The sequence below is a fragment of the Baekduia sp. genome, assembly GCF_035996765.1.
Classification (GTDB): domain Bacteria; phylum Actinomycetota; class Thermoleophilia; order Solirubrobacterales; family Solirubrobacteraceae; genus Baekduia.
This window is the reverse complement of sequence record NZ_DASYJG010000032.1, coordinates 31759-42721: the sequence shown is the minus strand read 5'-3', so window position 1 is coordinate 42721 and position 10963 is coordinate 31759. Positions and strand designations below refer to the sequence as shown.

19 protein-coding genes and 2 pseudogenes are annotated in these 10963 nt (G+C 68.7%); all 21 read left to right on the top strand.

The window, feature by feature from the left end; genetic code table 11:
* Positions 1-407: 50S ribosomal protein L4 (gene rplD / locus VGO10_RS07060; RefSeq protein ID WP_327466602.1), on the top strand; the 407-nt coding region annotated here is incomplete at its 5' end.
* Entirely contained in the window at positions 404-700 is a 297-nt protein-coding gene (gene rplW, locus VGO10_RS07055; protein ID WP_327466600.1) for a 50S ribosomal protein L23, read from the top strand. The genes rplD and rplW, both read left to right, overlap by 4 nt.
* 3 nt (positions 701-703) lie before the next feature.
* Entirely contained in the window at positions 704-1546 is an 843-nt protein-coding gene (rplB, locus tag VGO10_RS07050; RefSeq protein WP_327466598.1) for a 50S ribosomal protein L2, read from the top strand.
* Positions 1547-1552: 6 nt separating this feature from the next.
* Positions 1553-1825: a 30S ribosomal protein S19 gene (rpsS, locus tag VGO10_RS07045; RefSeq protein ID WP_327466596.1), complete on the top strand. Its 273-nt coding sequence runs from the start codon at positions 1553-1555 to the stop codon at positions 1823-1825.
* A 290-nt stretch (positions 1826-2115) separates the two neighbouring features.
* Positions 2116-2475 (top strand): 50S ribosomal protein L22, encoded by a 360-nt coding sequence (gene rplV, locus VGO10_RS07040; protein ID WP_327466610.1) that lies wholly within the window; start codon positions 2116-2118, stop codon positions 2473-2475.
* A gap of 4 nt (positions 2476-2479) precedes the next feature.
* A complete protein-coding gene (gene rpsC, locus VGO10_RS21735) occupies positions 2480-3466 on the top strand; it encodes a 30S ribosomal protein S3 (protein WP_349258926.1) in 987 nt (328 codons plus the stop codon).
* Entirely contained in the window at positions 3467-3883 is a 417-nt protein-coding gene (gene rplP / locus VGO10_RS07030; RefSeq protein WP_327466594.1) for a 50S ribosomal protein L16, read from the top strand.
* Entirely contained in the window at positions 3883-4083 is a 201-nt protein-coding gene (rpmC, locus tag VGO10_RS07025; RefSeq protein ID WP_327466592.1) for a 50S ribosomal protein L29, read from the top strand. Before rplP ends, rpmC begins: the two co-directional genes overlap by 1 nt.
* A gap of 281 nt (positions 4084-4364) precedes the next feature.
* Positions 4365-4685, top strand: a pseudogene (rpsQ, locus tag VGO10_RS07020) (30S ribosomal protein S17); the annotation flags it as partial.
* Positions 4682-5050 (top strand): 50S ribosomal protein L14, encoded by a 369-nt coding sequence (gene rplN / locus VGO10_RS07015; RefSeq protein ID WP_327466590.1) that lies wholly within the window; start codon positions 4682-4684, stop codon positions 5048-5050. The pseudogene rpsQ and the gene rplN, both read left to right, overlap by 4 nt.
* Before the next feature lie 2 nt (positions 5051-5052).
* Positions 5053-5376: a 50S ribosomal protein L24 gene (gene rplX / locus VGO10_RS07010; protein ID WP_349258925.1), complete on the top strand. Its 324-nt coding sequence runs from the start codon at positions 5053-5055 to the stop codon at positions 5374-5376.
* A 14-nt stretch (positions 5377-5390) separates the two neighbouring features.
* Positions 5391-5993: a 50S ribosomal protein L5 gene (gene rplE, locus VGO10_RS07005; RefSeq protein WP_327466587.1), complete on the top strand. Its 603-nt coding sequence runs from the start codon at positions 5391-5393 to the stop codon at positions 5991-5993.
* A gap of 3 nt (positions 5994-5996) precedes the next feature.
* Positions 5997-6182: a type Z 30S ribosomal protein S14 gene (locus tag VGO10_RS07000; RefSeq protein ID WP_327466585.1), complete on the top strand. Its 186-nt coding sequence runs from the start codon at positions 5997-5999 to the stop codon at positions 6180-6182.
* 4 nt (positions 6183-6186) lie between these two features.
* Positions 6187-6594, top strand: coding sequence for a 30S ribosomal protein S8 (gene rpsH, locus VGO10_RS06995; protein ID WP_349258924.1), 408 nt, complete (start codon positions 6187-6189; stop codon positions 6592-6594).
* A gap of 7 nt (positions 6595-6601) precedes the next feature.
* The gene (gene rplF, locus VGO10_RS06990) at positions 6602-7135 is read left to right on the top strand and encodes a 50S ribosomal protein L6 (RefSeq protein WP_327466581.1); all 534 of its coding nucleotides are present in this window, start codon (positions 6602-6604) and stop codon (positions 7133-7135) included.
* Positions 7132-7485, top strand: coding sequence for a 50S ribosomal protein L18 (gene rplR / locus VGO10_RS06985; protein WP_327466579.1), 354 nt, complete (start codon positions 7132-7134; stop codon positions 7483-7485). The genes rplF and rplR overlap by 4 nt, the downstream gene beginning before the upstream one ends.
* Positions 7482-8000 (top strand): annotated as a pseudogene (rpsE, locus tag VGO10_RS06980) (30S ribosomal protein S5); the annotation flags it as partial. The gene rplR and the pseudogene rpsE, both read left to right, overlap by 4 nt.
* Before the next feature lie 161 nt (positions 8001-8161).
* The gene (gene rpmD / locus VGO10_RS06975; RefSeq protein WP_327466577.1) at positions 8162-8335 is read left to right on the top strand and encodes a 50S ribosomal protein L30; all 174 of its coding nucleotides are present in this window, start codon (positions 8162-8164) and stop codon (positions 8333-8335) included.
* Between the two features lie 4 nt (positions 8336-8339).
* Positions 8340-8840 carry a 50S ribosomal protein L15 gene (gene rplO, locus VGO10_RS06970; protein ID WP_327466575.1) on the top strand — a complete coding sequence of 167 codons (501 nt, stop codon included), beginning with the start codon at positions 8340-8342 and terminating at the stop codon, positions 8838-8840.
* Positions 8841-8921: 81 nt separating this feature from the next.
* Positions 8922-10199 carry a preprotein translocase subunit SecY gene (secY, locus tag VGO10_RS06965; protein WP_327466573.1) on the top strand — a complete coding sequence of 426 codons (1278 nt, stop codon included), beginning with the start codon at positions 8922-8924 and terminating at the stop codon, positions 10197-10199.
* A 1-nt stretch (position 10200) separates the two neighbouring features.
* Positions 10201-10938 carry an adenylate kinase gene (locus tag VGO10_RS06960; protein WP_327466571.1) on the top strand — a complete coding sequence of 246 codons (738 nt, stop codon included), beginning with the start codon at positions 10201-10203 and terminating at the stop codon, positions 10936-10938.
* The last annotated feature ends 25 nt before the right edge of the window (positions 10939-10963 follow it).

The window sequence follows — 10963 nt, the reverse complement described above, 5'->3', positions numbered from 1 at the left end:
GCGTGCACGACCGTGCGCACAAGACGCAGATCCGCCAGGCCGTGGAGGAGATCTTCGGCGTGCGGGTGCTCGAGGTGCGCACGATGAGCGTGAAGTCGAAGCCGAAGCGGCGCGGCTCGCTCGCCGTGATCGATGCCACCGACTTCGACACGCCGTCGGCGAAGCGCGCGGCCGAGGGCCTTGCGGCGTTCGGCGAGCCCGGCCGCACGCTCGTGGTGCTCGGCCGCGAGGGCGAGGACACTTGCTTCAAGTCGTTCCGCAACCTGAAGGGCGTCGCGGTGCACGCGCAGGACGCCGTGGGGGTGGCCGACATCATCGGCGCCCAGCGGCTCGTGCTGTCGCCCGCCGCCGTCGAGTACCTCACGACCATCGCGCGCAAGCCCGAGCGGGAGGCAGCCACGGCATGAACGCGCGCACGGTGATCATCCGCCCGATCGTGTCCGAGAAGAGCTACGCGCTGCTCTCGGCCAACAAGTACACGTTCCGCGTGCACGACCGTGCGCACAAGACGCAGATCCGCCAGGCCGTGGAGGAGATCTTCGGCGTGCGGGTGCTCGAGGTGCGCACGATGAGCGTGAAGTCGAAGCCGAAGCGGCGCGGCTACACGTCGGGCAAGAGCCGGTCGTGGAAGAAGGCCGTGGTCGAGTTGCACCCGGACGACCACATCGAGCTCTTCGAGGGCCAGGAAATAGGGGAGTAGCCGATGGCCGTCAAGCGTCATAAGCCGACCTCGCCCGGCCGCCGGTTCGCCACCTGGAGCGACCGCGCCGAGGTGACCAAGAGCGAGCCCGAGAAGGCCCTCACCACCGGCCTCAAGAAATCCGGCGGGCGGAACACGCATGGCCGCATCACGTCGCGCCACCGCGGCGGCGGCGCCAAGCGCAAGTACCGCATGATCGACTTCAAGCGCCAGAAGGACGGCGTGCCCGCGCGCGTGGCCGCGATCGAGTACGACCCGAACCGCACCGCTTACATCGCGCTCGTCAACTACGCCGACGGCGACAAGCGCTACATCCTCGCGCCGAACCGCCTGCGCGTGGGCATGACGGTCGAGTCGGGCGAGCGCGCCGACATCACCGTCGGCAACTGCCTGCCGCTGCGCGCCATCCCGACGGGCACCACCGTGCACAACGTCGAGATCACGCCAGGCCGCGGCGGCCAGATGGGCCGCTCCGCCGGCACCTCGATCCAGCTCGTCGCGAAGGAGGGCAACCGCGCCACCCTGCGCCTGCCGTCCGGCGAGATGCGGATGGTGCCGAGCGACTGCCGCGCCACCGTGGGCTCGATCGGCAACGCGGAGCACCAGAACATCACGATCGGAAAGGCCGGCCGCAGCCGTCACAAGGGCATCCGCCCCCAGACGCGCGGCACGGCTATGAACCCCGTCGACCACCCGCACGGCGGCGGCGAGGGCTCGACCACGGCGGGCCGCCACCCGGTCACTCCGTGGGGCGTCCCGACGCTCGGCTACCCCACGCGCAAGAAGAACAAGCCGTCCGACCGCATGATCGTGCGCAGGCGGCGGCGCGGGAAGGGCAAGAGGTAATCGTCTATGTCTAGATCTTCCAAGAAGGGCCCGTGGGTCGAGGAGCGCCTGATCGGGCGGATCGAGCGGATGAACTCCGCGGGAACGAAGCAGATGGTGAAGACGTGGTCGCGGGCGTCCACGATCTTCCCCGAGATGGTGGGCCACACGATCGCCGTTCACGACGGGCGCAAGCACGTGCCCGTGTTCGTGAGCGAGTCGATGGTCGGCCACAAGCTCGGCGAGTTCGCTCCGACGCGCACCTACCGCGGTCACGTTGATACCGGGAAGAAGCGATGAGTCCGGACGACGAGAAGCCGGAGGAGACGCCGGAGGTCGAGACCGAGGTCGTCGACGAGACGACGCTCGAGGAGGTCCCGGTCGAGCCGGAGGCCGACGCCACCCCGGAGGAGGCCGCCGAGGAGAAGCCGGCCAAAAAGAAGCCTGCTGCGAAGAAGGCTGCCGCTGCCGAGAAGGCCGACGACGAGGGCGCCGAGGCCAAGCCCAAGCGCGCGTCTCGCGCCAAGAAGCCGGCTGAGCCCAAGGCCGAAGAGCCCCCGGCCGAGAAGCCCAAGCCTGTCGCCAAGCCGGTGGCGTCGAGCAACGGCCGCCCCGTCGTCAAGGCCCACGCCAAGTATGTCCGCACGTCCGCCCGCAAGGCGCGGCTGGTCTGCGACCACATCCGCGGCAAGTCCGTCATCGAGGCGCGCGCCATCCTGGCGCACACCCCCCGCGCGGTTGCCGAAGATTGGGAGAAGCTCCTGAACTCGGCCGTCGCCAACGCTGAGCACAACCACGAGCTGCTCGGTGAGGATCTCAAGATCTTGTCCGTAACCGCTGATGAGGGTCCGACCCTCAAGCGCTTCCGACCGCGCGCCATGGGGCGCGCCTCGGCCATTCGCAAGCGCACCTCGCACTTGTCGATCGCGCTCACGCCGAAGGAGCAGTAAGAGCATGGGACAGAAGGTTCACCCCGAGTCCATGCGCGTGGGCTACATCCACGACTGGAAGTCGAACTGGTTCACCGAGCGTGACTTCAGCGACTATCTGGCCGAGGACGTCGCCATTCGCGGCCACATCACCAACAAGCTCGCGCACGCCGGCCTGAGCGACATCACGATCCGCAAGGACGCCAACGAGGTGGAAGTCAACATCCACACCGCGCGTCCCGGCATCGTCATCGGCAAGTCCGGCTCCGAGGTCGACGCCCTGCGCCGTGATCTGCACAAGATCACCAAGAAGCAGATCAAGGTCAACATCCTCGAGATCAAGCGGCCTGAGCTCGACGCCAAGCTCGTGGCGCAGTCGATCGCCGAGCAGCTGCAGAATCGCGTGGCCTTCCGCCGTGCGATGAAGCGCGCGCTGACCAGCGCGATGCGCTCTGGCGCCAAGGGCTGCAAGATCCAGGTCGGCGGCCGCCTCGGTGGCTCCGAGATGGCGCGCACCGAGATGTACTCCGATGGTCGTGTCCCGCTGCACACGCTGCGCGCCGACATCGACTACGGCTTCTACGAGGCCCGCACCACCTTCGGCCGCATCGGCTGCAAGGTGTGGATCAACAAGGGCGAGATCATGCCCGAGGGCTACGGCGGCTCCGACCTCACCGAGATCGAGGCCCCGCAGGCTGCCGGCATGGACCGCGGCAACGACCGTGGTGGTCGCGGCGGCGGACCGGGCGGTGGCCGTGACGGTCGCGGCGGCGGCGCCGGTGGCGGCCGCGGCCGTGGCGGCCAGGGCGGCGGCGGTGGGCGCGGTCCGGGTGGTCCGGGCGGTGCCGGCGGCGGCCGTGGTGGCCGTGGTGGCCAGGGCGGCGGCGGTGGGCGCGGTCCGGGTGGTCCGGGCGGTGCCGGTGGCGGCGGTCGTGGCGGCGGAGGCTATGGCGGCGGTGGCGGGGGCGGCGGCTCTCGTGGCGGCGGCGGGTACGGCGGAGGCGGTCGCTAGATGCTTTCCCCGAAGCGCGTCAAGCACCGCAAGCAGCACCGCGGGCGCAAGCCCGGCCTCTCGCGCGGCCAGACCAAGGTCCAGTTCGGCGAGTTCGGCCTCAAGACCCTCGACGCCGGTTGGCTGACCAACCGTCAGATCGAGGCCGCACGTATTGCCATGACGCGCAAGATCAAGCGCGGCGGCAAGGTGTGGATCAACGTCTATCCCGACAAGCCGGTCACCAAGAAGCCCGCCGAGACCCGCATGGGCTCCGGCAAGGGCTCGCCCGAGGGCTGGGTCGCGGTCGTCAAGCCCGGCCGCGTGATGTTCGAGCTTGCCGGCGTGCCGGAGCCGCTCGCCCGTGAGGCCATGCGCCTCGCCGGGATGAAGCTCCCTGTCCGCACCAAGATCGTGACGGCGGAGGACGACGCCTGATGAACACCAAGGAGATCCGCGACCTGCGCGACGACGAGCTGGTCGAGCACATCAAGACGGTCCGTCGCGACCTCTTCGGCCTCCGGTTCCAGCACGCCACCGGCGAGCTGGAGAACACCGCAGGCCTCCAGACCGGTAAGCGCGACCTCGCTCGCGCCCTGACCATCGCCCGCCAGCGCGGGATCGACACGAGCAAGTAGCCATGGCTGACGACGAGACCCCTGAGACGACCGAAGAGCAGGTCACCACGTCCGAGACGACGGAGGAGACCGCCCCTGCCGAGCAGGCCGAGGTTGCTGCTGCCCCTGCGGCAGAGAGCAAGCCCGCCGCCGAGCCCGCCGCACCGGTCGTCGCATTGACCCCCAAGGAGCGCAAGGTCGCTTCGCGAGCCCGCCGTGGCGCCCGTCGCGGCGCGACGCCCGAGGAGCGCGCCGAGACGCGCAAGGCCAAGGCCGCCGCGCGCTCGCGCTACCGCACCAAGAAGCGCGAGAAGGATCGCGCCGCCCGTGCGGAGACCGGCCCCGCCAAGACGCAGTCGCCGGTCGAGCACGGTCCGGGCGCCCCGAAGGAGCGCCTTGGCATCGTCGTGTCCAACAAGGCCGACAAGACGATCACGGTCCGCATCGACACCGCGCGCCGGCATCGCCGCTACCAGAAGATCGTGCGCAGCTCTTCGACGCTGCACGCCCACGACGAGACCAACGACGCCAACGCCGGCGACACGGTCCGCATTATCGAGTCGCGTCCGCTCAGCGCCACCAAGCGCTGGCGCCTCGTCGAGATCCTGGAGCGTGCCAAGTGATCCAGAACGAGTCACGCCTCAAGGTCGCCGACAACACGGGCGCCCGCGAGATCCTCGTCATCCGCGTGCAGGGCGGCTCGCGCCGCAAGTACGCGCACGTCGGCGACGTGATCACCGCGACGGTCAAGGCCGCCAATCCGCAGGGCACGGTCAAGAAGGGCGAGGTCGTCAAGGCGGTCGTCGTGCGCACCAAGAAAGAGTTCGGGCGCGACGACGGGACCTACATCTCGTTTGACGAGAACGCCGCCGTCATCATCGATGCGACCGGCAACCCGCGCGGGACGCGCATCTTCGGGCCGGTGGCCCGCGAGCTGCGCGATCGCAACTACATGAAGATCATCTCGCTCGCCCCGGAGGTGCTCTAGCCATGGCCGCACTGAAGATCCGCCGCGACGATGAGGTCATCGTCATCAGCGGCAAGGACCGCGGCAAGATCGGCAAGGTCTTGCGGGTCGACCCCAAGAAGTCGCGGGTCACCGTCGAGGGCATCAACATCGTCAAGCGCCATCAGCGCCCCCAGCCGAACGCTCCTCAGATCGAGGCCGGCGTCATCGAGCGTGAGGGCCCCATCCACATCTCAAACGTCCAGCTCATCGATCCCAAGACGAAGAAGCCCACGCGCGTCGGCGTCACCCGTGAGGGTGGCAACCGCAACCGTGTGACGCGAGCGTCCGGGACCAAGCTCGACTAGTCCGGCAGAGAATCATGGAAGCCGCAACCCAGACCGCACGCCTCAAGACGCAGTACCTCGAGAAGATCCGCCCCGCCCTCATCGAGCGGTTCGGCTACTCGAGCTACATGCAGGCGCCCAAGCTCATCAAGATCACCCTCAACATGGGTGTCGGCGACGCCAAGCAGGACTCCAAAGTCCTCGACGCGGCCGCCGAGCAGCTCGCGACGATCGCCGGCCAGAAGCCGTCGATCCGGCGCGCGCGCAAGTCCATCGCCCAGTTCAAGCTCCGTGAGGGCATGGCCGTCGGCGTCAGCGTGACGCTGCGCGGCGACCGGGCGTATGAGTTCCTCGACCGCCTCGTGTCGGTCGCGCTCCCCCGGGTGCGTGACTTCCGCGGGCTCAAGCCCACGGCCTTCGACGGCCGGGGCTCGTACTCGATGGGCCTCAAGGAGCAGATCATCTTCCCCGAGATCGACTACGACGCCATCGACAATGTGCGCGGCCTCGACATCGCCATCACCACGACGGGCACGTCGAACGCCGAGACCTACGCACTGCTCGAGGCGTTCGGCATGCCCTTCAGTCGTGAGGGCAACCCGTACGTGACCGCCGACGACGGCACCCAGGAGAGCTAGACCGTGGCTAAGACGTCCCAGCGGGTCCGCCAGCAGCGTGGATCCAAGTACAAGACCCGGGAGTACACCCGATGCCGCAAGTGCGGTCGGTCGCGCGCGGTCTACCGCAAGTTCGGCGTGTGCCGTATCTGCCTGCGCGACCTGGCCCACAACGGCTTTGTCCCCGGCATGACGAAGTCGAGTTGGTAGCGCCATGTCGATGACCGACCCTGTCGCCGACTACCTGACCCGGATCCGCAACGCGATCCGGGCTCAGCACGACGTCGTCGAGATCCCCGCCTCCCGGCTCAAGCGTGAGATGACCCGCATCCTCGCTGAGCAGGGCTACATCGAGGCGTGGGAGACCGAGGCCCCGTCGGCCGAGCGTCCCGCCGAGCTCATCCGCATTCAGCTCAAGTACACCGAGGACCGCAAGTCCGTGGTGTCGGGGCTGCAGCGGGCGTCTCGTCCGGGCCAGCGCTATTACGTGCCCGCCACCGGCATCCCCAAGGTGCTCGGCGGCATGGGCACCGCCATCGTTTCGACGTCCCAGGGCGTCATGACCGGCCACGAGGCACGCCGCCGAGGCATCGGCGGCGAAGTCGTCGCAAAGGTCTGGTGATCACCTCATGAGCCGCATTGGTCGCAAGCCCATTTCAGTGCCCGCAGGGGTCACCGTCGCCATCGAGCCCGAGTCGGTCCGCGTCAACGGACCCAAGGGCGAGCTCGTCGAGCGCATCCACCGCGACATCACGGTGGAGCAGAACGACGACGTCCTGACCGTGACGCGCCCGACCGACCGCGGCGAGCACCGTGCCATGCACGGCCTGTACCGCTCGCTCGTGGCCAACATGGTCATCGGCGTCACCGAGGGCTACGCCAAGACGCTGGAGATCCAGGGCGTCGGCTACCGCGCGGCCCTCAAGGGCCGTGACCTGGAGCTGGCCCTCGGTTACTCCCACCCGGTGTCGATCAAGGCGCCGGACGGCATCGACTTCGAGGTCCCGCAGCCCACGCGCGTCATCGTGCGCGGGATCGACAAGCAGCTGGTCGGCGAGATCGCCGCCAACATCCGCAAGCAGCGTCCGCCGGAGCCCTACAAGGGCAAGGGCATTCGCTACGAGGGCGAGTACGTCGCCCGCAAGGTCGGTAAGCGAGCATGAGCACCACCACCCCTGAAAAGCGCCGTCTGCGCCGTCGCCGTCGCGTCCGCGCGAAGGTCAACGGCACGGCCGAGCGTCCGCGCATCTCCGTGTTCCGGTCCAACCGCGGCATCGCCGCCCAGCTCGTCGACGACGTCGCCGGCAAGACGCTGGCCGCGGTGCAGTGGACCGAGGCCGAGCTGCGGGACCTCCCGCGCTCGGAGCAGAGCAGCAAGGCCGGTGAGCTCCTCGCGCAGCGCGCGAAGGCCGCCGGCATCGAGCGCGCCGTGTTTGACCGCGGCGGCTACCAGTACCACGGACGCGTCAAGGCATTCGCCGATGGCGTCCGCGAGGGAGGACTTGCCGTATGAAGCACGACAGCTTCGCTGACCGCGTCGTCTCGCCGGTCGGCCTCGACCTGCAGGAGCGGGTCGTCGAGATCAACCGCGTCGCCAAGGTCGTCAAGGGCGGCCGGCGCTTCTCGTTCACGGCCCTCGTGGTCGTCGGCGACGAGTCGTCGGTCGTCGGTATCGGCTATGGCAAGGCCAACGAGGTCCCGATCGCCATCCAGAAGGGTGTCGAGGCCGCCAAGAAGAACCTCTACCGCGTGCCCAAGCACGGCTCGACGATCACCCATCCGGTGGTCGGCGTCTTCGGCTCCGGCCGCGTGCTGCTCAAGCCGGCCTCGCCCGGTACGGGCGTCATCGCCGGCGGCGGCGTCCGCGCGGTGCTGGAGCTCGCGGGCATCCACGACATCCTGAGCAAGTCGCTGGGCACCCAGAACCCGATCAACCTCGTCAAGGCGACGCTGGCCGGACTCCAGGACCTGCGCACGCCCGAGGAGGTCGCAGAGATCCGCGGCCTCTCGATCGCCGAGGTCCTGGGCCTGAGCAACGAGCAGCCCGCCGGCGCCGTCGAGACGCTCGAGGGCGCCCCGACCGGCGATGACGAGCCCGCCGCCGAGGAAGGCGCCGTGGCCGTCGCGACGGAGGAGGCCCCCGCCGAGGAGGTCGAGGCCGAGGCGCCCGCGGAGGAGACGGCCGAGTAATGCCCAAGGTCACCCAGATCAAGAGCAAGAACGGCTCCAACCAGAAGCAGCTCGACACGCTGCGCTCGCTGGGGCTGCGCAAGATCGGCCAGACGGTCGAGGTCAAGGACACCGAGCAGGCCCGAGGCATGCTCCACCGCGTCCGCCACCTGATCCAGGTCGAGGAGGACTAGCCCCATGGCTGACGAGATCGAGAAGGAGCCCATCGGGCTCCACAACCTGAAGCCCGCCCCGGGCAGCCGCCGCCCGCGCAAGCGCGTCGGCCGCGGCGAGGGCTCGGGCCTGGGCAAGACCTCTGGCCGCGGCCAGAAGGGCGCGGGCTCGCGCTCCGGCGCCAAGGACCGTGCGCGCTTTGAGGGCGGCCAGATGCCGATCCACATGCGGATGCGCAAGCTGCGTGGTCCGCATATGAAGAAGTCGATGCCGTTCGAGATGTTCCGCACCTCGACCCAAGGCGTCAACGTGCAGGACCTCGAGGCGCGCTTCGAGAAGGGCGCTGAGGTCACGCTCGACGCGCTGAAGACCGCCGGCTTGGCCAAGAAGGCAGACGTTCCGGTGAAGATCCTCGCCAAGGGCGAGATCACCAAGCCGCTCACCGTCCACGCGCACAAGTTCAGCGCCTCGGCCAAGGCGGCCATCGAGGCTGCCGGCGGCACCGCCGTCACCATCGAGTCCTAGCCGCTCTGGCAACGACCACACGTCGGCTTCGAGGGCCCCGGGCGACCGGGGCCCTCGGTCGTCGGTTACCCTCTGGCTTTCATGCTCTCGACCATCCTGAGTGCGTTCACCGTCCCGGAGATCCGCAAGAAGCTCGCCTTCACGGCGCTGCTGCTCGCGCTCTACCGCGTCGGGTCCCACATCCCGGTTCCCGGTGTCAACGTCCAGGCGGTCAAGGACGCCCAGGAGTCCTTCGGCGGCGGCGGCATCCTCAGCCTGCTCAACCAGTTCTCGGGCGGCGGGTTGAGCCGCATCGCGCTCTTCGCGCTCGGGATCATGCCCTACATCACGGCGAGCATCATCTTGCAGCTGCTCACGGTGGTCGTCCCGTCGCTGGAGAAGCTGTCGAAGGAGGGCGAGGTCGGCCAGGCGCGCATCACGCAGTACACGCGCTACCTCACGGTCGGTCTGGCCTTCGCGCAGTCGATCGGCTACGTGTTCCTCTTCAAGTCGCTGGGCCCGTCGACGGGCGAGACGATCATCTCCAAGTTCGACACGCCCCATGTCTTCCTGATCGTGGTCTCGCTGACCGCAGGCACGGTCCTGCTGATGTGGATGGGTGAGCTGATCACCCAGCGCGGCATCGGCAACGGCATCTCGCTGATGATCTTCGCGTCGATCGTCTCGCGGCTGCCGTCCGGCCTCTCGTCCTGGTGGAACAACCCCGACCAGGTCTTCGTCGTGATCATGCCGTTCCTGGCACTTGGGGTCGTCTGCTCGATCGTCTTCATCCAGGAGGGCCAGCGCCGCATCCCGGTCCAGTACGCCAAGCGCGTGATCGGGCGGCGCATGAGCGGCGGCGGCCAGACCTACCTGCCGTTGCGCGTCAACATGGCCGGCGTCATCCCGGTCATCTTCGCCGCCTCGATCATGGCCTTCCCGCCCACGGTCGGTCAGCTGATCAACACGCCCGCCACGCACAGCGTCGCGAACTTCCTGAACCCCGGGAAGGCGCCGTACGTGATCGGCGAGTCGATCTTCATCATCTTGTTCACGTACTTCTACACGGCGGTGACGTTCAATCCCGTCGACCAGGCCGAGAACCTGAAGAAGTACGGCGGCTTCATCCCAGGGGTGAGACCCGGCCGGCCCACGGCCGAGTTCCTCGATCGCATCCTCGCGCGCTTGACCTTCCCCGGCGCGCTGTATCTCGCGGCGGTGGCCGCGCTGCCGACGATCGTGATCGCGCTGACCGGCGCCACGAACTCGTTCCAGTTCGGCGGGACCTCGCTGCTGATCGTCATCGGCGTGGCGCTCGACACGATGAAACAGCTCGAGGCCCAGCTGATGATGCGCAACTACGAAGGCTTCCTCAAGTAGGATGCCCGACCTTCCCGGGACCGGTGGCTTTGCAGCCCCGGTCCGCAAGGAGCCTGCGATCGCCGTCGTGTCTGAACTGAACCTCATCCTGGTGGGTCCCCCCGGTGCCGGCAAGGGCACCCAGGCCGAGCGCCTGACCGAGGACTTCGGGCTGCCCTACTACGCGACGGGCAACATCCTGCGCGATGCGGTGGCCAACGGCAGCGAGTTGGGCAAGCAGGCCAAGGAGCACATGGACGCCGGCGGCCTGGTGCCCGACGACGTCATCATCGGTGTGATCCTCGAGGCGATCGCCTCTGACGAGGCCGCCAACGGCTTCCTGCTCGACGGCTTCCCGCGCACCGTGCCGCAGGCTGACGCGCTCGGCGAGGCGCTGCAGCAGGCCGGGCGCAAGATCAGCGCGGTCCTGCTGATCGACGTTCCCGACGAGGAGGTCGTGCGCCGCCTCTCCGGGCGCCGCGTGAGCAAGTCGGGTCGCGTCTACCACGTCGACTTCGACCCACCCAAGCATCCCGACCGCTGCGACATCGACGGCTCGGCGCTGATCCAGCGCGACGACGACAAGCCCGAGACGATTCGCAAGCGCCTGGCCGTCTACCACGACCAGACCGAACCGCTCGTCGACTATTACGAGAGCCGCGAGCTGCTGCGTCGCTTCGACGGCACGCGCACGCCCACCGAGGTGCACGACCACGTGCGCGCCACGGTGGCGACGCTGCGCCTCGAAGACGAGCTCTGACTCGACCCCGCCCGCCGGCCCCGCC